Origin of the sequence: Bacillus arachidis, assembly GCF_030285945.1 — a bacterium.
Taxonomy (GTDB): domain Bacteria; phylum Bacillota; class Bacilli; order Bacillales; family Bacillaceae_G; genus Bacillus_A; species Bacillus_A arachidis.
On sequence record NZ_CP127376.1, the window covers coordinates 2,381,405 to 2,402,928 of the forward strand.

Consider the following 21,524-nt stretch of genomic DNA (forward strand, 5'->3'; position numbering starts at 1 on the left):
AAAACCAACCACTTTACGGTTCATTAGTAGAAAAAAGGGGGCTTTTTATGAATACATATAATCGAAAGTCGAATAAACAATCCCCTAAGTACCAACAGATTATGGAGTATATGAAAGTAAAGATTACAAATGGCGAATGGCCGATAGGTAGTAAAATCCCAAGTCAACGAAAATTGGCACAGATATTTGATGTAAATCGAAGTACGGTTATTACAGCATTAGAGGAGCTAACTGCAGATGGTTTAATCCAAGGGAAAATGGGTATGGGTACAATTGTGGTCAATAATACATGGACCCTATTAGCTACTGATCCACCGCCTAATTGGAATGAGTATGTGAAAGCGGGTTTGCATAAACCGAGCAAAGAAATGGTTCAAGAAATTAATACAGTAGAATCAAATAAACAATTCATTCACCTTAGTAAAGGCGAACTTGCTTCTAATATTTTCCCATTAGAAACAATGCAATTAGTCATGCAAGAAGTTTGTAAAAACCTCACTGCTTTCGGATATGAAGAACCAAAGGGGTTTCTCCCTTTACGTGAAGCCATCAGTAATTATGTAAGTTCATTTGGTATTCATGTCTCACCATCTTCCATATTAATCGTCTCTGGAGCTTTACAAGCATTACAGTTGATAGCTGTTGGTCTTCTACATAAGGGATCTCCAGTTCTACTTGAACAACCATCTTATCTCTATTCGCTTCATGTATTCCAATCAGCAGGAATGCATTTATCAGGAGTATCCTTGGATTGCCAAGGGGTTATACCAAGTGAGTTATCTAGACTGAATAAATACACTGGTGAAAAAACTGTTTTATATTCTATTCCTAGCTTTCATAATCCCACAGGAACTTTAATGTCAAAAACTCGGCGAAAAGAACTTATAAAAGTATGTGAGAAAGAACAACTTCCTGTTATTGAAGATGATATTTACCGTGAATTATGGATTGATGAGCCACCTCCTCTCCCGTTAAAGGCAATGGATAAACACGGACATGTATTACATATCGGTAGTTTATCAAAGACACTAAGTCCAGGTTTAAGGATCGGATGGATTATCGGCCCTGAACCTGTAATTGAACGATTATCAGATATAAAAATGCAAACAGACTATGGTTCTAGTTCTTTATCACAAAGAGTTGCTGAAAAGTGGCTTTCTAGCGGTTTGTATCAAGAGCATGTAGAATTTGTGAGAGAGCAGCTAAAGATACGAAGAACCATAATGATTCAAGCATTGGATATGTATTGCAAAAATATTGCCGAATGGAATGTTCCTAGTGGTGGTTTTTTTATATGGTTAAAAATAAAACCGAAAATTCCAATGAAAAAACTATACTCAAAAGCGTTATCTAGCGGGATACTTCTTAACCTAGGGCGTATTTATGGAGAAGAGTCTAATCAGCATATTCGACTTTCGTATGCCTATGCATCTGTGGAAGATCTAACAAAAGGAATCTATCAATTAAGCGAAATTGTTCGAGAGTTGATAAACTCATAGTAAAAAAGTCTGTTCCTTTAAGAAACAGGCTTTTTTGTAAATTTATTAATCCTTTTATTGAAATAAAGTGAAACTTCTATTGGCAGGGTGTTTAGTTCCCCACTGATGGTTAACACAACCAATAGGGATTTATATTTTTTTATTCATTCATTATGGTTCTAATTTCTTATAAGGCAAGAATATTTGCATTAATTTATCTCTCCACAAATAGCCTATTTGCTTGTTCTAAATATTACAGGTAGCAATTCGCATTTTTATTCCTTTCTAGTTTTTATAAAGAGTTTTCTCCAAAACTCCTTTTATAAAATCTGTTTTCGCCTTACAATAACGATCAATATCTTTCCGATAATTTTCAGCTAGTTTGTATTTCAATTCCTCATATTCTTTACGTGCAGCTTTATTCGACGATAAATAATCACGTAAAGCGATATGCTCTAAATAACCTTTCCCGTCCTTTGGACAAACATAGAGATGGTATTTCATAAAATGATCTTCTTTATTCCGTTGAAAAGCTTCACGACCTTCAACACCTAGATCTCCTTGATATTGATAACCTTCTTTTTCTAATCGTTTTATAATATCAGGCAAAATATCGTAACTATCTATAACGACATCAATATCAATAATCGGTTTCGCTGCTAATCCTTCAATAGAAGTGCTCCCTACATGTTCAATTCTTAAAGTCAAATCTCCAATATAACTTTCAATCATCATTTTGATTTTCTTAAATTCCATTTTCCATTCAGGATTATAAGGCATAATTTCTATTACTCTTGTTTTTTCAGCCATTAGTCTGTTCCTCCTTAATAAGACCTAGAACTTTTGCAAAAGCAGGTTCTGTTTTCTCTTTTTTTCAGAACTGTAATATCTCCCCAAATATGAGGTAGTTACTTAAAATTACAATATATATTCTAAATTAGCTAATAAAATATGATGAAAAATATTAAAGATAGAGAATGTTCTAGAAGCACCTTTATTTCAATATATTAAATTGAACCGAAGATGTATTTCATCTCTTCGTTAACAAACCAAAAATATTAAAGTAGCAAAGGAGGAAGTTTATTGGATATCTTTCACATCCTTTTAATCATTCATATTGTATTTGGGGCCATATGTTTAATTTCAGGGGCGGTTGCAATGTCTGCAAAAAAGAGAAAAGGAACTCATACAGAATGGGGTGAAGTTTACCATGCATCTTACGTTGTAGTTTTCATCACTGCAATTATATTATCTATTTTACATTGGAATGAGATTGCTTATTTGTTTTATGTCGCACTTTTTTCTTATTCATTTGCTATTTATGGCTATCTTGCAAGAAAAAGACGTTGGAAAAATTGGCTTCACCATCATATTAGAGGTATGCTAGGTTCATATATAGGTGCTGTAACGGCCCTTTTAGTGAACATCGGGAGCTATATTCCAATATTAAATTTACTTCCTAAACTATCGTTTTGGTTTTTACCTACATTGATTGGTACCCCACTTGCAATAATGGTTGTAAAAAAATACAAAAAACATACAAACAAGTAAAAAGTTCTATCTCTCTTGGAAAACAATAAAAGCACCATTAATCATGCAGTAAATATTCTGCTTCGATAATTAAATTCAATGATTTATATTATGACGCAATCATTTTAGTTCAAAGAAAAAGAATCCAGATTTTACTGGGTTCTTTTTTACTTTAGACTCGTCATGTTAAATCTATTTCTGTATCATTGTCAATTAATTATTAAAATAAAATAGACGATCTACGGATTAGAAAAATCCTTAAATCGTCTATTTTAGCTGTGTAACTTCCTACACTTACACTCTTGAAGTATGTTTCGAAATAGCGTTAATTATATTACCCCAATCATCAAAGTGAATTTCATGCCCCGTTCCCTCTAGTGGTAGTAACGATGCATTAGGAATTTCATTAGCTAGAGCTAAGCCATGTTCATATGGAAGCGCCGTGTCTTCGGTACCGTGAATAACCAAAGTAGGTATATATAGTTCTTTTAATTTCCCCTCATAGTAATCATCACCTTTAAGCAGTGCATGATTAAACATACTGAGTAGATTGTTTGCTCTTTTTATTTCTTTTGTTACCTGCTTTGTAACTCTTTGTTCATCAAATTTATGCTTTGGTCCACAGAGTAATGCTGATCCTCTAACCAAATAATTCACTACAGATTCGTTATCCGTCCAGTCCAATTTACTTCCATTCGCATGATTAGCAAGAATTTTTTCATCCATTGGAGGTAAATTTCGATCATTTTCATCAGACCCATAAATACTTGATGCAATCAAAGTCATTGTTAGAACTCTTTGAGGATGTCTTACTGCGATAACTTGAGCAATCATACCTCCCAAGGACATTCCAACAATATGCGCTTGATTAATATCGTATGTATCCAGTACTCCAACAGCATCATCCGCCATGTCTTCTACAGTATATTGAGAACTTCCTGGCTCGTAGACAACGGAACGTCCAACATCTCGATGATCGTATCGAATAACGTATCGCCCTGTATCCGCTAATCTTTGGCAAAACTCTTCATCCCAGTAAACCATTGAACACATTGCTCCCATAATCAATAAAGTAGCTGGATGATTAGGATCTCCAAAACTCTCTGTGCATATATCAATTCCATTAATTTTATTTATTTTTTCTTTCATAATTCATTCCTCATTTCATTCGAATTTGGTCGTTGGGAAAAAAGCACATCAAAACAGCCCAAAATTCACTTTAGAAAAATGCACGAATAGAAATGTACCTGAAATTAACGGAAACGATTGAACTTTATAATCATGCTAAACACTCTCCTTATAAGAGATGAATAAGAGGCTTTAGCCCACTATTTATTATAATATGTTTTGGTAGCGTAGTTAATCTATTTTACTACTAATGAATATTGATAAATAAAACATTCATATCATAATATAGATGTTTTATTTTAGCTTTTTACGTGCTGCAAACGATCCGGATAATTCGTGAACATGCCGTTTACACCCCATACAATCAATTTTTTCATATCTTCCTCTTTATCCACTGTAAATGGATGAATTTCTAAGCCGTGTTTTTGTATTTTTTTAACATAGGTAGCATTCATAGATGTATAATTCATGCCCAAGCCCAAACAATAAGTTTTGTACTCCTTTAAGTCTTCATTAGTTAATCTCGTTGCTTCCTTATGTGTTAATAATTGCACTAGAGGAATGCCTGAATTTAGACTATGAACTTTTTTTAAACTTTCTTTACTAAATGATTGGATGATTATTTTTTCCTTTACAATACTTGGATCAGTTAATTTGTATTGATTCAGTATTTCTAATAGTTTTTCCTCCATTCCAGGATAGTCTTCTGGTGATTTTGTTTCGATATAATATCGAGCATCATGTCCAAATGTTTCAATAATTTCTGCAAGTGTTGGTACTTTTACATCCTGAAATTCTTCTTTTACTAGATTGGGATGTTTTTTGTTAAAGAAACTACCAGCATCAAGTCTTTTTATTTCTTCTAATGTATGATCTTTAACAAGTCCTGATCCATTTGTTGTTCGATTTAATGTATCATCATGCATGGCAATTAAGTGCCCATCTTTTGTCATTTGAAGATCTATTTCTATATAATCGCTTTTAAATTGTTGACCTAATTTGTAAGCTGGTATTGTATGTTCTGGAGCATATGCGGATGCACCTCTATGAGCAATCGTTATTACGTTATCTGATTGGTTCTTAGCTTTTATGTAATTCTTTTCTTTTGTTTGCTGTAGAATGACGATGCTTATTCCTATCCAAAGGAAAATAATTGTAGTGATAAGTGGTTTTTTCATAGTAATATTTTAACTCCTAGTCTTTTACTCTATTTATCTATAATACACGTTAAAATTTAAGTAGGCTTAAATATGTTATTAAGGTTTTGTAACAAAGTTATGCAGTCTGTATAACGGATAATTGCATAACCAATATTTTGATAAAAAACAAACCATGCTTTAAGGATTGAATCTATCCTAAAGCATGGTCTATTTACTATGAGTTACAATTCAATATTTTTAGGTACTTCCTTTTTACCTTTAATCGGTAAGCAAGAGCCTATTAGTGCAATGATAGCACATCCGATAAACATAACAGATAATCCATATACAGCAAGTAAAGAAAGCGTACCAAAAATAATTAAATCCAGCACTGAATCGAGCACTGATAACAATGAAATTGTTGTTGCACGTACATGTGATGGAATTATATCATTACTCAGTTGTGAATAAATCGGGTATCTTATTGCTCTTACAAATCGTAATATAATAAATGCTCCTAAAACGACCCATAACGTATTTCCAAAGCACGCTGCTAATAGTAATCCACAGACAGCTAATGTACCTGAAAGATTTAATAAAAATATACGAGAGAATTTTTTGGTTAACCATCCTATTGAAATGGATGCAAAATATCCGCCTATTGCAGCGACTGCATATAATATACCAATTGCAAATACAGGAACTCCTGCATTTTTCAAAAGTAGTTGATCGTAGTTATCAAAAACCGCACTCGCTGAAATAAATACAAGTGATATATTCAAGAACATGATGAGTAATTGAGGTGCTTTTCGAATCACTTGTATTCCTTCGACTACTTGTGAATACGGTGACTCAATATATTCAAATCCCGCTGCTGGATTTTTTATAAATAAAAGTAAAAATAATTCTACGAAATGAAAAAAAAGCCCGAGTGTAATTAAAATAAGAAATTGCTCTTCTTTTAAATCTTTCGCAAAATAAGATCCAAAAATAACAGCAATCATCATTGAAATAAAGCTAGCCGATTGAATTTTTCCCATCGCTTTATCCATAAGATGTTGTTCATTCGTTTCTTTTAACGATTCATATATTAAGGCTTCGTCAGCACCTGAGAAGAAAGTGACTGATAAACCATTCAACAAGCTATATAAACAAAATAACCATATATTATCAGCAAAGAACAAAATAGAGATACTTATAATTTTGATGCAAGCGCCTGTTATAAACGAGAGTTTTAAGCCGAAGCGATCTGCAAAAACGCCTGCCGGTACTTCTCCAATTAAAACCGCTCCACTCCAGCACATTAATACAATGAGAATATTGGAAGGAGTGAGTCCTCTTTCAACATAAAACAACGTCATAACTGCTTGTAAAAAACTAATTGTTCCAAAAAAATGAACCCAAAATAAAATAGAAATATTATGATTTGCCAGCGTATATTTTTTCAAACTTTCTCCTACTTTCCGATATTTATATTCTTTGCGGAAATAGGAGTGCTAAGTTAGCTTAAATGCTATTCACTCCTCTTCCTTTAATTGAGATTCGTTTTAAATTTTTTAACATGCGAATTCCTCCTTACGTTTAATTATATGTATCGTAACAAAAAATCTAAATATTTACAAAACGAAAATATAAACTGGATAAGATTGTCGAAATGAAAAAAGTGGTATATAATAGGCAGTAACATTACTAGTAATTATTTTAGGTATTCCTAGAATAAAGGAGCGATACATATGAAAATTACTATTTATTTCGGAAGTCATGAAGATCAAGATGTACGTACAATGGATTGTCATTTAGATGTAGACGATGCAGAAGAGCTTGTTTCTGTTTCATAATATAAATTACAAATAATATGGGTTGAATCCTCTTCCCACTTACGTTCAAGACACCTTTTAAAAGGTGTCTTTTTTATTGTTTTTTGATGAAAATCCCTTTACTTTGTAGTGATTAAATAGTAAAATATAAATATACGAACAAACGTTCTTTTTCTATTTCAATCGTACTTGAAGGGATGATTTTTACAATGGCTCAAAACAAGCGCAGAGGAAGAAAAAAGCATACACCGACTATCTCAAATACAGGCTTTATCGGTTCTGTGTTTATTGATACATTGGAACTACAAAAAAAATCCTATTACTTTGCCCGAAAGAAACTTCAAATCGTCCATCATGTGTTAGATGGTCTTGCAGGAGCAACAAGCTCTCTATTTAAAGAACATAATATTTCTGCATATATATCTTGTGTGTATTTACATAAACAAAAGAAAATCGGTTTTGTTCTTTCCACAAAACCTTTTGAACAAGCTGATGGTGTTGCTTATTTTAAAAATTACTTAATTGAAAAGAATTTTTACGATTCTCAAGATGCTGAATTTCAAGAGGTATTTAATACAGGATTTATTGGGGTTGTATTTGCTGATTTATCTAGCATTGACCGCTTTAACTTTGATTTTGAAATGAGTATGCTATCAAAATTAATGAAGGATATGATTATTCCTGTTAAGGAGCTATTTTTACGTCATAATACCCCTGCTTATATCTCTACTTCTCATTTAGAGGAACAAAATAAATTAGGATTTGTTTTATCTATAAAACCTTATGATGAACGTGCAGAAGCGGATTTATATTTTGAAACATATTTAAAAGAACGTGGCTTATATATTGGTGATGAAGAAGAGGACATTGATAAGATTGTTATTCGAAAAAAAGTTGAATTCATATAGAAAAAATGCAGGATTACAATATATCCTGCATTTTTTATTTAAAGACTTCATTTTCTAAAATAACGACAGAATCATTTGTCATTCTCCCAGCCTCTTTTGTATAACTTACAAGTCGTTGTATATTGTCACAACACAACTTTGCTCCCCATACAAGTAATGGAACACCAATAAAATCAATATGGAACCTTCTTGAAAACAAGCCTCCAAACGTCATAGGAAGTGGCACTGTTGGAGATGTATTTGAAAAAATGATTTTTTCGTTGTTTTGATATTGATGTTGAAGAATTTCTCCTAAATTCTTCATAGCTGGAACAACTAACTTTGATGTTCCGTGCCCTATTGTGTAAACTGGGTTCCCTTTCTCGTCTCGCCCATGAAAAATTATTTTTCCCATATCAGAAGTTTTGAGTTTATTGAAATAATCCACATTTAAAATTTCTTCTTTGGTCAGTCTTCGATCGGTTGGTAATTTGTTTAAATGATATGCTGCCGCAAGTGAGGTTGTATGCGTTCCGCCAAAATCAGTGTAAATAAAGATCATGGTATCATTCCTTATCATAAGTGTTCAATGTTTATTAGTATCACCATTTCAATATTTACTAATCAAATAATGTGGGGATTTTATAACTTATTTGATTAATTTGATATATTTCTTTCAAAAATAATATCTTCTACTTATTACTGTAACAAGTGGCGTACAGAAAAAGCGTTTGTATAACGATTAACATATAATGTGTACCTCACAAAGAAATATACTTGAGTTTTAAGTAACAATACGATTATGATATCTAGATAGAATATAATACTGAAAGGATGGTGTATTCTCTTTGAATATCCTTGAAACAGAACGTCTTATCCTTCGCCTACAAACAACCGACGATGCATCATTTATCCTGGAGCTTTTGAATGATCCTTCTTGGTTACAATTTATAGGTGATCGCGGTGTGAGAACGATAGAAGATGCAAAAGCCTATATTTTGAATGGAACGGTTCGTATGTATGAGCAATATGGTTTCTGTCTTTTTTTAGTAGAACGAAAGGAGGATCATGTTCCAATTGGAATTTGTGGTCTAGTAAAAAGAGATTCACTGGAAGATGTAGATATTGGCTTCGCCTTTCTTCCCAAGTATTGGGCCAAAGGATATGCCTATGAAGCAGCTTCTGCGGTGATGGCATATGGAAAAGATAAATTGGGGCTAAATCGTATTGTGGGGATTACTACTCAAGAGAATCACGCTTCAGCTAAGCTATTAAAGAAAATAGGATTACAGTTTGAACGATTAATTCAGTTAGCTAATGATGCTGAAGAACTTAGTCTGTTTGTATTCGATAAACGAAAAGATAACCATATCAACAAATAGCAAACATATTAAAAATAGGAACTCATGTAAAAGACTCTCCAATCGGAGAGTCTTTGTCTTATATACTGAATTTTGATAGATCATTTGTCGGTATAACTATTTTATAGCCTGTACAGATACTGGCTTCCATCCCTTATTTTCAACCCAATCAATGTATACTTTATATTTTTTATTGCTTTGCTTATCTCGCACATTACCATATGCTTTATTCGTTCCATTATTTCCGATAAAATCATAAATGATTTGTGATTCAGGAACATCAACAGCGGAGGAAATTGCCTTTTTCATCTCATTCCAATCTGTCGTTCCCTCTTTAAATTGCATGGCAGGTTTTGTTCCTTGTTCTGTACCAACTGGCTTCCATTGATTATTTTGTTCAGTTTGGTTTTTAGTTGTTCCCTCTTCATTCACCTTCTGCTTTTCCATGTTTGTATTCTTTTGTTCTTCTTGTTTTTTCACTTGATTTTCATTAAGCTGCTTTTCTTTTTCCGGTAATTTTGAGGTTTCTTTCACTTGATTTTGTTGCTCTGCTAATGTTTGTTTTTCAACTTCTTTGTTTAATTGTTCTTTTGATGCGTCTTCTTCTGATTGTTTTGCGTTTTGTTCCTCTAATTTATTTTTTTTCGCTTCTTTAGATGCTAATTGATCTACCTTCTTTTCTTCTAGACGCTCTTTTCCTTTTGTTTGATCAGTAAAAAATAACTGATAAGATACCACGCTGACTGTCAGTAATACCAAACTTAATCCAATATTAACAACACCTCGCTGTCGACGGGTTTGTTGTTTTTCTTGAAACCTACTTTCATTTCCCATTCCTGAAACCTCCATATGACTTTTACAGTATACCTGTATGTTGTTTTCTTTACTTTAGACTCTAGTAAGTTTATTTTCATATTTTTGATGTTGATAAACTTTAAAATTCCATATGTATAGTCTTTCTCGTTTTCCCCCTTATCACTTACACAAACATCTATTGTAAATTCATTTTTTAATTCGTACATTATTACACACGCTTTTCTATATTACATTTTAATATTCAGAATTTCAACAATAAAATTCATATTAAGCTAGAATATTTCTACTATTTTTAATACAAGTTTCGATTGCTTTAACAATTCATTTATTTTTATGAAATACTTGGGAATTTAAAAACGAAAAATGGGGGAAAAATGATTAGGAACTTGAAAAATAGTAGCATCTAAAATACGTATACGTTAAAAATAAGAAGTATATTGACTTTGGATTTGAGACGAATTGTTTAGTTGGATTTTGACTAAAAGAGAAAATATGCGCTATAGAAATAAAATAGCGCACTCTAAATCATAAAAAAGAGTGTCAATCCTTCTTGGATTCCCCCCCCAATACTAAGCTAATTTTTAACATCTTACATATTTACGTTTGAAACCAAGCCTCCCTCTATCAATTTCTTTATGAATACTTTCGTAAGCATTTAGGAAACTGCTTTTTTTCTTGTCCCGTTTTACTTCTACTGTACCTATTTCCTTTGCGGTCTCGACTGCTTTTTCATGTAACGGCAAATATGAAATCCCCACGGTGTATAGAAAATTATTCATAGCGGATTTCGTTCGTTCTGGCGAATCATGAATCGTATTTTTCACAATTTCAAGCATATTGGAAATCTTACTTTCGGAAAATTCATTGTCTAAGCGATTCCCTAAAAGCCAGCAGTAGCAACTCCAGCCCGCTGACATTCTCAGTTCGTCACCGCTTGCAATCCATTTATCAGCAACGTCTTGTGCAAAATCTGACTCTGATAAAGTTACTGCCACCACAAAATCAGACAGCATATAAAAATACGCCCCATCCATCCAACGATCAAAATCCGACTCACTCATAGCTTTTGGGTTTGCAATAATGCCCGCAAAGTACATTGCATCGTAGTTACCTGTGGAATAAAGCTCTTCAGCTAAACGTTGATTCATTTTTAATTTCTTTGCGATTGGTTTCATAGCACCTGTAGCTACCCCAAAAAGCGGCTCTTGCGCACCATTGGATATGTACATTTTTTTCGTTCGTTCCTTACCGAGGGCTTCAAGCTCCTGCATAACTTTTTCGAAATCCATAGTTTTGCACTTCCTTCCTTTATATTAAGACCCTTCTAATTGTAACTTTATTTTGATAATGGTAATAAATATGTCCTTTTCTATAACCAGAGGACTTCGCAATATCTTTAACAGAAGTCTTTGCATAAGAAAATAGTTCGGTTACTTTTTCAGCTATCACTTATTTTTCTTGTTCACTGTTATAACGTCTTTTATTCAACACTTTTCTCCTTTCATTTGCATCTTCGAATTACGAACGTTAGTTCTCAATCTAGTCTATGTAAATTTTCTATATTTAGCAACTGTTTTGTTTTTTATTTTTCTTATAAATACGGTGCATGAAATTACTTATAGGAATGCAATTCATTTTTTTAATTCGTGTTTTTTATCCTCTTTACATATATTTATAAAGAGAATGGAGGGACAGAAATGAGAATTGCATATACAGAAAGTGATGTGGACTTATTAGCTCGTCTAATGAGAGCAGAAGCTGAAGGAGAAGGACAACAAGGTATGTTGGATGTTGGAAATGTCGGTGTGAACAGAGTCATGTGTGATTGTCTAGATTTTAAAGGAATTACAAATATTCAACAAATGGTGTACCAACAGCAAGGTGGAAATTATTCATTCGAAGCTGTAACAAAAGGATATTTTTATCAACGTGCAAGAGAAACTGACAAAGAACTGGCAAGGAAATGCCTAGAGTATTGGAGAGGGCATCCCGCAACCAATTCTCTTTGGTTTTTTAATCCCGTAGGAAATTGTCCTCCTGTTTGGTGGGATCAAACATTAGCTGGGCAATACAAAGAACATTGTTTCTACAAACCAAAGAGCATTGATTGCCCCAAAGTATATTCTGGAAAATAACGCTTATTTGATATGGCTTTAAACCCTTTTTACAATTCATTCTCCCTTTCAAAAGTTAAGAAAAAGCCTTGGCTATGTTTCATATACTAGCAAGGCTTTTTCCATTGGTATTTCTCTAATGAATTGTTAAATACGCTTATGAATTATTTGTAGTCCTCTGAAACGAGTTATCATCCAAATCCTCTTCAATTGATCCATGATTCATGTTTTTCCCGTAAAATATTTCATCCATTTCTGTTTTTAATTTTTTTGTAATTTCCTCTCGTTCTTTTACTGATAACTTCTCTTGTGTATAGCCAAATAGATAGTTGTTTAGGTCAAATTCTTTCAGTTTACATTTTGTGTGAAAGATATGCTCTTGATATACATTGACATCAATCATGTCATAGAGACTTTTCACGTTATTTGGAATGTAATTTTGAATAGAACTTATTTCGTGATCAATAAATAACTTGTTACCTGTTATATCTCTTGTAAATCCTCTAACGCGGTAATCAATGGTCATAATATCAGTATCAAATGAGTGAATAAGATAATTTAATGCTTTAAGGGGGGAGATTTCACCGCATGTAGCCACATCAATATCTGCTCTAAAAGTGCTGATCCCCTCATCCGGATGATATTCAGGATACGTATGAACTGTGATATGACTTTTATCTAACTGCATAACAACTGAATCAGGAAGAGGTCCCGGAGATTCAGTGAATGATTCTGTAGGTACTTCTACCACTGGTCCTTCTGATACTAATATAGTCACGCTTGCTCCTTGTGGTACATAGTCCTGTTTAGCGATATTTAGTACATGTGCTCCTATGATGTCCGAGACATTTTCCAAAATTTTAGTTAATCTGTCTGCATTATACTGTTCATCTATGTATTCTATATAAGCTTCTCGTTCTTCTTTTGTTTTTGTATAGCAAATATCATACATGTTAAAACTTAATGATTTTGTTAGGTTATTAAATCCATGTAATTGAATCCGTTGTTCTGGTGTTAGTTTCATAATAAAATTCCCCATTCTTTTTTCTGCTCAATAATGTTTTAGAAACCCTTTATGAAATATAGTTCCATTCTACAATTTTTTCATACATCTTCTTTTGAAGTAGAATTACTTGTAATAAACGACAACCTATTGATGGTAACTAATCAGTATGGATATACAATTCATTGTAAAAATACGGTAAATGAAATTTGAAATTAAATCCATTAAAAAAAGAAAAGATGTGTAAGCTAACAAGAACTTGTACATCTTTTCTTTTCTTATGTTTCAGACTAATAAAATCCTGGATCAATTTCTATAATTATCCTTAGTCAAACCACTATTTGTTTAAATCTTTTTTCGTTACTTCACTTCTAACATTCACATCTGTTGAGAATTCAGTATCGTTTTTTAGGTTATTTGGATATTTGTTTTTGCGTTTTCGATTATCATTTCGATTCGTCATCATTGATCCTCCCTCTTATGAACATTCGTACCTATTTTGTACAAAAGGACTGATTTAATACAATATGATTCGTTGATATTAACAACTACTTTACCACTTTTTGTAAACTTTCTTTTTGAAAAAACACTTACTTGTTGGCGCATACTACGTTTATTGGAGGTGACAATCATGGGACACAATCAAAACCCGTTTACAACAAAAAAGCGTACTGCCAACGGGCAATACGATAAAGAAGCACACAGCATCGACAGCCACGGTAACTTTGTACCTAATACTCCAACGAATGACGCTGTTCTTCGCACTGAAAGATCGAAGAACAAATGAAAGAAGCCCTGGATTTTCTCCTGGGCTTTTTCATTTCTAAAAATTATTGATATTGTTTGTCATAAATAACAAGTAAGTGGCATTCCTTTTTTACTGGTCTATCAAGAATACTGTTACCCCTGATTCTATGTGGTCATCCCTCTCTTGCATCAACAATGAATGCTCGAGTATCAATTACAGATGAAAGAAGTCATTTTTGCTACTAGAAACCGTAATAAAATTAATACCAGAAGATTTCACATTGTGTTTACACCCTGCGTAAGTAAGATTCAAAATCCCCCAATTTAATACAATTCGTTCAATGCTTTTCCAAGCTATTTGGACATGTTAAAGAATGAGGTGACAGTTATGAAAAATGAAATATTAAAGTTAGTTCCAGAATCGGTAAAAAAGTTAATCCAGAAGAAAGTTAAAGATAGCAACCGAAGCATTATTGAATTAATTATCGATGATGCAACTGCATATGGACTTGATCCGGAGCAAGTAGTCCCTTGTATCATGGCTGCTTATTATGCTCACCAGTCCACTCATTATCCTAGTGAAATGGAAGATGAATGGATCGGAATCTTAGTCTTCTACACGGCTATACGCTCAGCAATGAAGCTTTTATCTTACGGTAAATTTAAAGCAAAGCGATCAGAAAGTGGATGGATGAGATATACAGAGGATTGAACGATTCCGTTTTGAAGTAAGAGATCTCCCATGGGAATCTCTTACTTAGGGATGGAATTTCATGAAACGGAATGGTTGATTAGTACATAATAGATATCCTAAACTTCGCGTAGAAAACGCTTTACAGAAAACGCTTTACAAAAAATGCATTACTAAAGATAAGGTTCAGATACTTTCGCCCCCCAATAAGCCAATATGTTTTTTTATCCTATTTGATTCTTTATTTTCCAATTAAATACAGTGCGTGAAATTAACATTTATGTGCATGAAAAAGAACCTATCATTTATGATTAGGTTCTTTTCTAGTGACTTCTAGGATTAAAGTGTATGGTTATATTTCGATAATAATGGAATTCGTTTCGAAACGGATCCATAGATTCTAAATACCATTTGTATGAATGGCTCTAATTTTCGTGTACTTTGCATTACTATGCCACAAGTTATAAATGATAGGAATGCTCCACCAATTATATCTGCTGGATAATGGACACCAACGTAAATACGTGAAACTCCAACTAGTACTGCCCAAATTAATGCGATATATTTTAACCTTTCTCCTCTCAATAACATTGTAAATGCTATTGAGAATACGAGTACAGAATGATCACTTACAAATGATGAATCTACTGCATGTGGTACTAATTGATGAACGTGATAAGTTACAAAAGGTCTTGCATGATAATATACTGTATGAATAAAAACATTTAATAATAATGAAACTCCAACTGTAAGAACAGCATATACAACAGTATATTGTTTTTGAATTGCCATTTCTTTTTTTGCATTACTAAACCATAAAATAAGCATAAAAAGAGCTGCCACATAAAGCGCGCTATTTGTAATCATAATCATGAACTTATCTAAAATGCTTGAGGTTCCTGCTAAATTATTAATCCATTGAAATACTGTGTAGTTCATACCCGCTCTCTCCTTATTTTCATTACATTCGTACTTTAAAGAAGTACAAGTTTTATCGCTTTACACAGTATACAACAGCAATATGAAAATACCTTAAAACTTTTCTCATCTATTTCTCATTTTTATGGGCGACATAAGGAAACGAAATTGTAACTGATGTACCTTCTTTTTCCTTACTTTCTAATATAATATTTCCATTATATTTTTCTATAAGTCGTTTTGCGATGGAAAGCCCTAGGCCATTTCCCCCCTCCTTACGACTCCTTGCTTTATCTACTCTATAAAAACGATTAAGTACATATGGTAAATCTGATTCGGGTATTCCGACGCCATGATCTATAATACGTATGATAATATTTTCAGTTTGTATATTCGTTTGAATACAAATGTATTTCTCATTTGTTTTGGTATATTTAATTGCGTTATCTAGTATGATAATTATTATTTGCTCTAAGTAAGGTGCTGGTATAGCCGCGTAAGCCTCTTCGGCATATAATTGTATATCAAATTCAAATTCGGTTTGAAGAACTTCAAAATTTTGGATTACTTGTTTTAACACAGTATTTACATGTACAAGCTCGACTGATGATGCAGGAATTTGCTCCGATTCTGTTCTGGATAACTCTAATAATTCTGAAACTAACTTATTCAATCGATCCACTTCTTTCAAACTAGATTGAAGTGATTTTTGTAAAATAACAGGATCATCCTTTCCCCAACGGTTTAACATGGATAAATGTCCTTGAATAATTGTAAGAGGTGTTCGAAGTTCATGTGAAGCATCTTCAACAAACCGCTTTTGTTGTAAAAAAGACCTTTCTACATCATCCATTAGTTCATTAAATAGAAAGCCTAACTTCGCAAGTTCATCATTATTTTCTCGTACGGGAACTCTTTCTTTTAATCCGTTTGTTTTAATTCGATTCATCGTATCAGTTATATTCTGAACACTTAATAAAAGTTGTTTAGCAATAATCCTCCCACCTAAAAAACTAAGTATAAGTCCACCAATACCAGCTGCAACCATTACAACGAAAATAATTTTTAACAAGTGATCGAAGGCCTCTAAATTTTTTCCAACCTCAATTGTCCCCTTAAATGTCGCTGTTTGAATTGGCATCCGTTCTATTAATATCCTATCTTCTAAGTGTCTCTTTATATAAGTTTCAGGCTGAGTAACCGCTTTAGGAGAAGCCCACTTCGGATTAAAATCACGAGAAACTGAGACAACTGGTTGTCCATCTTTATCTAAAATTCGAATAATCTGATGCTTATCATTCATATTATTAAGAAAGTCCTTACTGTTTTCAATTGTTTGGTTAGAAAGTGTTTCTTTTTTATCAGTAAAATATGCTGCTATTTCTTTTACTTGCCTGTTCATTTGTTTCTTTTCATATTCTACTGACCACTGATTAATCACAATAAACTGCAAAATATTATATAAAGCGAATAAGATAAATAATAACGTGGTTGACCAAAGAGTTAGTTTCCATTTTATCGGAAGGTGTCGAATACGCTGTACAAAATCTTTAATCATCTCATCACATACCCAGCTCCTCTAACAGTCTGGATATACTCCTCCTTATCTATCCCATGTAATTTGTTTCGTAAATAGCGAACATATACATCAACAATATTTGTTTCCACAATCGCATCGTAACCCCACACTTGCTCTAAAAGTATATCTCGTGTAAGCACTCTGTTAATATTCTTCATAAACGTGAGTAATAACTCAAATTCTTTGTTCGTTAATTCAATGATCTCATCATTTTTTCTTAGCGTTCTTGATTCTACATGTAACTGTAAATCTTTAAAAACAAGCAATAGTGTTGACTTACTTTCTTCTTTTTGTTCGCGTCTAAATATAACTCGTATTCTTGCCAGGAGTTCTTCAATTGCAAATGGTTTCGGTAAGTAATCATCAGCACCGCTATCTAATCCTGTAACGCGATCCATAATACTATCACGCGCTGTTAACATAATAATGGGAGTATTCTTTGTCGCACGCAGTCTGCGACATACTTCAATTCCACTCAGTCCCGGTAACATCAAATCAAGAAGTATAATATCATAGTTCTTCTCTAGGGCTGCTTCCAATCCTTTTCGCCCATCATATTGTACCTCTACTGCATATCCTTCATATTTTAATTCTAATTCTAAAAATTCAGCTAAACTTTCTTCATCTTCAATTATTAATATGTGATGCAATTTTAATTCCTCCTATAGCATTAAATGAATTATCAATCCTAATCCAAATAAAATCGCAATCATTTGATGTAAGTTTCGATATAATACCGATTTATTTCTGTTTTTACTCCTATTCAAAAGAATTCCAACAGAGCTCAGTAATACTAAAATGCAAAAAGCAAATATACCACTGTAAATCTGTATCATGTGGTGACTTCCCTTTATAAAAAAATAAACTCCATGTGTTGTTGCAACAGCTAATACAGCATAACCAATAAACATATGATATTTCTTTGCTAACATATATAACTCTTTCATATACTTAAATTCGGATATTTTATTTTTGTGCAAAAATAACCAAATATGATGTAAAAACCAAAGCGATATAGCTGCAATCGTGCCATATTCACCAAGAGATCCAAGAGTTTTATTTACACTTTTTAATTCTATTTGATCTCCTAGCATAAAATTTGCGATATATACCATAACACTAAATGCAATAACACAAACTCCTATAACTTTTATAAACAAATGAAAAATTTGACTTCCGAACATTTTCTTCATTTTGCATCCCTCTTTCAATTTCAAAACATCACTACATTCCAAATTGTAGCAATCAAAAAAGAAAAAAGAATGAAAGAAAGATTAGAATAAGATGAGAAATACTTTATGTGAACTAAAAATCAAATTTCCCACCTTAATTTTTATATGTATAGATTTTCTTTCGCCAGTGCAATGATCTTTTGAATAAAAGGTTCTTTGGCATTAGTATATGACACTCGATCAAATGGATACTTCATGGCAAGCTCTTGTTTTAATTGGCTGTATTCAATATGTGCCCATTCATGATTTCTCATAAAATCGCGAAATAACAAATTGTTCTTCCACTCTTGACCACCGTACGTATAGACGTGTAAATGATGTGTCCCTGCTCTCCATTTCCCTTTTCTAAAAAAACGTCTCTGTGGAAAGTGCTTATGAAATACATATTCATATCCTATTGTTTGCAATGGTTCTATCCAACGATCAACCAAATTTAAATTTTTAACACCTATCATCATATCAATGATGGGTTTAGCATCTAAACCTTTTATTGACGTACTTCCAATATGTTCGATTGCTATAGTTTCTTTTTTTAGTAGTGCAACAAATTTCTTTTTCTCTTCTACAAATTCCTTATGCCAATTTATATTATATGGTTCAATGGTTATTTGTTTATCCATTTTTCACCTTCCATTTGAATTACTTAGCCTTCTAACTAAGTAAAACAGGGTTTTTCATTATCTTTCTTGAATATAATAATATTTAATCTAATTATATAGAATACGAGGTGCAAAATGAACGGAATTCCGATTACAATTCATTTAAATGATGTTACTTTTCAATTAAAAGAGCAACACGACTTCAATTGGCTTGCCAGTCTTGGAAAAATATTTGCAGTCTTTGATCAACAAGATTCAGGGAATATTTGCTTTGGTATCGAAAAAAATGGAAAGAAAATGCTTGTTAAATTTGCTGGAGCAAAAACAATGAATTATGCAGGTAATCCAGCAGATGCAATAGTAACTCTTAAACAAGCTATGTTACTTTATGAAGAGTTAAAACATAACTATTTAGTTGAATTGATAGACCATTTTGAAGTACAGAATGGTTATGTAGCAATCTTTAATTGGTTTAACGGAGAATGCCTTCATTCACATTGTTCATTTCCAACACCAACAAATTACAGTGATCCAAATTCTCCATTTTATCGCTATAAACAATTATCAATTGAAGAGCGTCTTACTTCACTCGATCATATTTTTTCTTTCCATGTACATGTTGAAAGAAAAAACTATGTAGCAATAGATTTTTATGACGGAAGTATTTTATATGATTTTAAAACAAATAAAATAAAAATTTGTGATATCGACTTATATAAAAAGAAACCCTATATCAATACAATGGGAAGACTTTGGGGATCATCACGATTTATGTCACCAGAGGAATTCGAGCTTGGCGCAGTAATTGATGAGAAAACAAATGTATTTAATATGGGGGCAACCGCTTTTGTGTTATTAGGAGGCGGACGCAATCACACTTTCGCTAAATGGGAAGCAGGAAAAGAATTGTATGACGTAGTATCGCGTGCGGTAGACAAAAATAGAAATCAACGCTATACATCAGTTGAAGCGTTTTATTTAGAATGGGAATTTGCGCGTAACAAAATGAGTATGAAAAAGTAATCCTCCTTCATTGTAGTAAAATAATTAATACATGAAGAAGTTATGTTTTTTTTGTATAATAACTTATAGTATCGAAAACTACAATAATGAGGCATGCTAGATGGATTTTATATATATCAATCAAAACGTATTAAATAATTTGCTTTACATTTTAATTAGCGTCTTTGTTTTTTACTTTCTATATAATAATAGAATATTTTTCAAAAAATATAAAAAAACACTTATTGTTATTTGCACTAGTGTACCATTAATTTTATGCATGAAATTCCCTATATACATCGATGAAAATTGTGTTCATGATTTGAGACAAATCCCATTTTTAATAGGTACACTTTATGGCGGTTTACCAGTTGGAATTGCTTTATTATCTATCATGCTATTGATTCGGTTTGTTTTTTACGGTGTTAACTTTTTAACAGTTATTGTTTATATTACCATGCTTATTTTTACTGCCTATTATTCTTCTAAATTCAATCAATTAAACAGAAGAAAAAAGCTTATTATATCAATGATTCTACCTTTTTTCCTTGCTTTACTTACAACCTTTATCGCTGTAGTTTTATCGGATTTCCCAATTACAAAATTATATATCGCTTATTTTATTATACTGCCTCCTATTATCATGTTATTTGTTGTGTATATAAATGAAGTTTTAAGAGATGCCGTTATTATGCGGTCAAAACTAGTGAAAATGGAGAAGATGGAGATTGTGAGTCAACTTGCTGCAAGTATTTCACATGAAGTAAGAAATCCTCTTACCGTAGTAAAAGGCTTTACTCAACTCCTTAAAACTCCAAATTTATCACAAGAATCGCGAGAACAATATATTGAACATATTCTTGGAGAACTAAACCGCGCGCAAGTTATCATTGATGACTACTTAACATTTGCTAAGCCGGCATCACAAAAAATTGATAACATTGTAATAGATCAAGAATTAAAAAGAGTAATAAGTATGATGATGCCATTATGTAATATGAATTCTATAAATGTTTCTGAGAAATTAGAAACAGGCTCCATCACCGGGAATACACAACATTTTCAGCAATGCTTTTTAAACTTAATAAAGAACAGTATAGAAGCGATGCCAAACGGCGGAAAACTAAGTTTCAAATCATCTGTTTGTGAAAACAAAATTACTATTGTCATTAAAGATAGTGGAATTGGTATGACACAAGAGCAAATCAACCGATTTGGGGAACCTTATTTTAGTACAAAAACAAAAGGAACAGGTTTAGGTACGATGGTTGCATTGAAAATTATTGAAACGATGAATGGTACTTTAGATATAAATAGTGTTGTTAATAAAGGAACCACTTTAACGATTACATTTCCACAAAGTAATGAGATTACTAAAAACACTAACATGTTGATTTAAAAGGGGCTCCTATGCTCCTTTTTATTTTTGACTATATAAAGGAGACATACTGGTTTTTGATGGGATATACAATGTTCGAGGGAT

Annotated in this window: 23 protein-coding genes and 2 pseudogenes; 9 read left to right on the forward strand and 16 right to left on the reverse strand. The window is 32.5% G+C overall.

The window, feature by feature from the left end; genetic code table 11:
- Positions 1 to 47 precede the first annotated feature (47 nt).
- The gene (locus QRY57_RS13735) at positions 48 to 1,499 is read left to right on the forward strand and encodes an aminotransferase-like domain-containing protein (protein ID WP_286017748.1); all 1,452 of its coding nucleotides are present in this window, start codon (positions 48 to 50) and stop codon (positions 1,497 to 1,499) included.
- A 264-nt stretch (positions 1,500 to 1,763) separates the two neighbouring features.
- Here the strand turns inward: QRY57_RS13735 and QRY57_RS13740 are convergent, their stop codons facing one another.
- Complete coding sequence (locus QRY57_RS13740) at positions 1,764 to 2,288, reverse strand: GrpB family protein (RefSeq protein WP_098303350.1); 525 nt, start codon at positions 2,286 to 2,288, stop codon at positions 1,764 to 1,766.
- 273 nt (positions 2,289 to 2,561) lie between these two features.
- On the opposite strand from QRY57_RS13740, the gene QRY57_RS13745 reads away from it, so the two are divergent.
- A complete protein-coding gene (locus QRY57_RS13745) occupies positions 2,562 to 3,029 on the forward strand; it encodes a DUF2306 domain-containing protein (protein ID WP_286017749.1) in 468 nt (155 codons plus the stop codon).
- A gap of 273 nt (positions 3,030 to 3,302) precedes the next feature.
- Here QRY57_RS13745 and mle read toward each other — a convergent pair whose 3' ends face one another.
- The 3 genes from mle to QRY57_RS13760 form a co-directional block, all read right to left on the reverse strand.
- Entirely contained in the window at positions 3,303 to 4,157 is an 855-nt protein-coding gene (mle, locus tag QRY57_RS13750; RefSeq protein WP_286017750.1) for an alpha/beta fold macrolide esterase, read from the reverse strand.
- A 278-nt stretch (positions 4,158 to 4,435) separates the two neighbouring features.
- On the reverse strand, positions 4,436 to 5,314 hold the full coding sequence (locus tag QRY57_RS13755) for a glycerophosphodiester phosphodiesterase (protein WP_286017751.1): 879 nt from the start codon (positions 5,312 to 5,314) through the stop codon (positions 4,436 to 4,438).
- 203 nt (positions 5,315 to 5,517) lie between these two features.
- Complete coding sequence (locus QRY57_RS13760; RefSeq protein ID WP_286017752.1) at positions 5,518 to 6,723, reverse strand: MFS transporter; 1,206 nt, start codon at positions 6,721 to 6,723, stop codon at positions 5,518 to 5,520.
- A 566-nt stretch (positions 6,724 to 7,289) separates the two neighbouring features.
- Here QRY57_RS13760 and QRY57_RS13765 point away from each other — a divergent pair.
- On the forward strand, positions 7,290 to 8,000 hold the full coding sequence (locus QRY57_RS13765; protein ID WP_286017753.1) for a hypothetical protein: 711 nt from the start codon (positions 7,290 to 7,292) through the stop codon (positions 7,998 to 8,000).
- 34 nt (positions 8,001 to 8,034) lie between these two features.
- Here QRY57_RS13765 and QRY57_RS13770 read toward each other — a convergent pair whose 3' ends face one another.
- A complete protein-coding gene (locus tag QRY57_RS13770; RefSeq protein ID WP_026590922.1) occupies positions 8,035 to 8,541 on the reverse strand; it encodes a DUF3189 family protein in 507 nt (168 codons plus the stop codon).
- 286 nt (positions 8,542 to 8,827) lie between these two features.
- Here QRY57_RS13770 and QRY57_RS13775 point away from each other — a divergent pair, with 286 nt between their 5' ends.
- Positions 8,828 to 9,361: a GNAT family N-acetyltransferase gene (locus tag QRY57_RS13775; RefSeq protein WP_208017475.1), complete on the forward strand. Its 534-nt coding sequence runs from the start codon at positions 8,828 to 8,830 to the stop codon at positions 9,359 to 9,361.
- 96 nt (positions 9,362 to 9,457) lie between these two features.
- On the opposite strand, the gene QRY57_RS13780 is transcribed toward QRY57_RS13775, so the two are convergent.
- The 4 genes and pseudogenes from QRY57_RS13780 to QRY57_RS13795 form a co-directional block, all read right to left on the reverse strand.
- On the reverse strand, positions 9,458 to 10,174 hold the full coding sequence (locus tag QRY57_RS13780) for a YrrS family protein (RefSeq protein ID WP_286017754.1): 717 nt from the start codon (positions 10,172 to 10,174) through the stop codon (positions 9,458 to 9,460).
- 341 nt (positions 10,175 to 10,515) lie between these two features.
- Positions 10,516 to 10,674: pseudogene (locus QRY57_RS13785) on the reverse strand (IS4 family transposase); the annotation flags it as partial.
- Between the two features lie 63 nt (positions 10,675 to 10,737).
- The gene (locus tag QRY57_RS13790) at positions 10,738 to 11,445 is read right to left on the reverse strand and encodes a DNA alkylation repair protein (RefSeq protein WP_286017755.1); all 708 of its coding nucleotides are present in this window, start codon (positions 11,443 to 11,445) and stop codon (positions 10,738 to 10,740) included.
- Positions 11,446 to 11,491: 46 nt separating this feature from the next.
- A pseudogene (locus QRY57_RS13795) lies at positions 11,492 to 11,605 on the reverse strand (TetR/AcrR family transcriptional regulator); the annotation flags it as partial.
- Between the two features lie 248 nt (positions 11,606 to 11,853).
- Between QRY57_RS13795 and QRY57_RS13800 the strand changes: the two are divergent.
- A complete protein-coding gene (locus tag QRY57_RS13800) occupies positions 11,854 to 12,291 on the forward strand; it encodes a cell wall hydrolase (RefSeq protein ID WP_286017757.1) in 438 nt (145 codons plus the stop codon).
- A 136-nt stretch (positions 12,292 to 12,427) separates the two neighbouring features.
- Here the strand turns inward: QRY57_RS13800 and speD are convergent, their stop codons facing one another.
- Both speD and QRY57_RS13810 read right to left on the reverse strand, forming a co-directional pair.
- Complete coding sequence (speD, locus tag QRY57_RS13805; protein ID WP_286017758.1) at positions 12,428 to 13,294, reverse strand: adenosylmethionine decarboxylase; 867 nt, start codon at positions 13,292 to 13,294, stop codon at positions 12,428 to 12,430.
- A 316-nt stretch (positions 13,295 to 13,610) separates the two neighbouring features.
- Positions 13,611 to 13,739: a hypothetical protein gene (locus QRY57_RS13810; protein WP_286017950.1), complete on the reverse strand. Its 129-nt coding sequence runs from the start codon at positions 13,737 to 13,739 to the stop codon at positions 13,611 to 13,613.
- A gap of 165 nt (positions 13,740 to 13,904) precedes the next feature.
- On the opposite strand from QRY57_RS13810, the gene QRY57_RS13815 reads away from it, so the two are divergent.
- On the forward strand, positions 13,905 to 14,060 hold the full coding sequence (locus tag QRY57_RS13815) for a hypothetical protein (RefSeq protein ID WP_170833632.1): 156 nt from the start codon (positions 13,905 to 13,907) through the stop codon (positions 14,058 to 14,060).
- Between the two features lie 348 nt (positions 14,061 to 14,408).
- Positions 14,409 to 14,732 (forward strand): hypothetical protein, encoded by a 324-nt coding sequence (locus QRY57_RS13820; RefSeq protein WP_090689545.1) that lies wholly within the window; start codon positions 14,409 to 14,411, stop codon positions 14,730 to 14,732.
- Positions 14,733 to 15,050: 318 nt separating this feature from the next.
- Here the strand turns inward: QRY57_RS13820 and QRY57_RS13825 are convergent, their stop codons facing one another.
- From QRY57_RS13825 to QRY57_RS13845, 5 genes are all read right to left on the reverse strand, one after another.
- Positions 15,051 to 15,650, reverse strand: a complete 600-nt coding sequence (locus tag QRY57_RS13825; protein WP_286017759.1) for an undecaprenyl-diphosphatase — start codon at positions 15,648 to 15,650, stop codon at positions 15,051 to 15,053.
- 109 nt (positions 15,651 to 15,759) lie between these two features.
- Complete coding sequence (locus QRY57_RS13830; protein WP_286017760.1) at positions 15,760 to 17,187, reverse strand: HAMP domain-containing sensor histidine kinase; 1,428 nt, start codon at positions 17,185 to 17,187, stop codon at positions 15,760 to 15,762.
- On the reverse strand, positions 17,184 to 17,858 hold the full coding sequence (locus tag QRY57_RS13835) for a response regulator transcription factor (protein WP_286017761.1): 675 nt from the start codon (positions 17,856 to 17,858) through the stop codon (positions 17,184 to 17,186). The genes QRY57_RS13830 and QRY57_RS13835 overlap by 4 nt, the downstream gene beginning before the upstream one ends.
- A 12-nt stretch (positions 17,859 to 17,870) precedes the next feature.
- Entirely contained in the window at positions 17,871 to 18,401 is a 531-nt protein-coding gene (locus QRY57_RS13840) for a hypothetical protein (RefSeq protein ID WP_286017762.1), read from the reverse strand.
- Positions 18,402 to 18,541: 140 nt separating this feature from the next.
- Positions 18,542 to 19,060 carry a GrpB family protein gene (locus tag QRY57_RS13845; protein ID WP_286017763.1) on the reverse strand — a complete coding sequence of 173 codons (519 nt, stop codon included), beginning with the start codon at positions 19,058 to 19,060 and terminating at the stop codon, positions 18,542 to 18,544.
- A gap of 114 nt (positions 19,061 to 19,174) precedes the next feature.
- On the opposite strand from QRY57_RS13845, the gene QRY57_RS13850 reads away from it, so the two are divergent.
- Together QRY57_RS13850 and QRY57_RS13855 are read left to right on the forward strand one after the other, a co-directional pair.
- The gene (locus tag QRY57_RS13850; RefSeq protein ID WP_286017764.1) at positions 19,175 to 20,062 is read left to right on the forward strand and encodes a protein kinase family protein; all 888 of its coding nucleotides are present in this window, start codon (positions 19,175 to 19,177) and stop codon (positions 20,060 to 20,062) included.
- A 100-nt stretch (positions 20,063 to 20,162) separates the two neighbouring features.
- A complete protein-coding gene (locus tag QRY57_RS13855; RefSeq protein WP_286017765.1) occupies positions 20,163 to 21,440 on the forward strand; it encodes a sensor histidine kinase in 1,278 nt (425 codons plus the stop codon).
- Positions 21,441 to 21,524 lie beyond the last annotated feature (84 nt).

Coding starts and splice junctions, on each gene's coding strand:
- QRY57_RS13770 (WP_026590922.1), bottom strand. CDS start 8,541: ATGATCTTTATTTACACTGATTTTGGCGGAACGCATACAACCTCACTT.
- QRY57_RS13780 (WP_286017754.1), bottom strand. CDS start 10,174: ATGGGAAATGAAAGTAGGTTTCAAGAAAAACAACAAACCCGTCGACAG.
- QRY57_RS13790 (WP_286017755.1), bottom strand. CDS start 11,445: ATGGATTTCGAAAAAGTTATGCAGGAGCTTGAAGCCCTCGGTAAGGAA.
- QRY57_RS13810 (WP_286017950.1), bottom strand. CDS start 13,739: ATGATGACGAATCGAAATGATAATCGAAAACGCAAAAACAAATATCCA.
- QRY57_RS13850 (WP_286017764.1), top strand. CDS start 19,175: ATGAACGGAATTCCGATTACAATTCATTTAAATGATGTTACTTTTCAA.
- QRY57_RS13845 (WP_286017763.1), bottom strand. CDS start 19,060: ATGGATAAACAAATAACCATTGAACCATATAATATAAATTGGCATAAG.
- QRY57_RS13855 (WP_286017765.1), top strand. CDS start 20,163: ATGGATTTTATATATATCAATCAAAACGTATTAAATAATTTGCTTTAC.
- QRY57_RS13820 (WP_090689545.1), top strand. CDS start 14,409: ATGAAAAATGAAATATTAAAGTTAGTTCCAGAATCGGTAAAAAAGTTA.
- QRY57_RS13815 (WP_170833632.1), top strand. CDS start 13,905: ATGGGACACAATCAAAACCCGTTTACAACAAAAAAGCGTACTGCCAAC.
- mle (WP_286017750.1), bottom strand. CDS start 4,157: ATGAAAGAAAAAATAAATAAAATTAATGGAATTGATATATGCACAGAG.
- QRY57_RS13830 (WP_286017760.1), bottom strand. CDS start 17,187: ATGATTAAAGATTTTGTACAGCGTATTCGACACCTTCCGATAAAATGG.
- QRY57_RS13825 (WP_286017759.1), bottom strand. CDS start 15,650: ATGAACTACACAGTATTTCAATGGATTAATAATTTAGCAGGAACCTCA.
- QRY57_RS13840 (WP_286017762.1), bottom strand. CDS start 18,401: ATGAAGAAAATGTTCGGAAGTCAAATTTTTCATTTGTTTATAAAAGTT.
- QRY57_RS13800 (WP_286017757.1), top strand. CDS start 11,854: ATGAGAATTGCATATACAGAAAGTGATGTGGACTTATTAGCTCGTCTA.
- QRY57_RS13755 (WP_286017751.1), bottom strand. CDS start 5,314: ATGAAAAAACCACTTATCACTACAATTATTTTCCTTTGGATAGGAATA.
- QRY57_RS13765 (WP_286017753.1), top strand. CDS start 7,290: ATGATTTTTACAATGGCTCAAAACAAGCGCAGAGGAAGAAAAAAGCAT.
- QRY57_RS13740 (WP_098303350.1), bottom strand. CDS start 2,288: ATGGCTGAAAAAACAAGAGTAATAGAAATTATGCCTTATAATCCTGAA.
- QRY57_RS13735 (WP_286017748.1), top strand. CDS start 48: ATGAATACATATAATCGAAAGTCGAATAAACAATCCCCTAAGTACCAA.
- speD (WP_286017758.1), bottom strand. CDS start 13,294: ATGAAACTAACACCAGAACAACGGATTCAATTACATGGATTTAATAAC.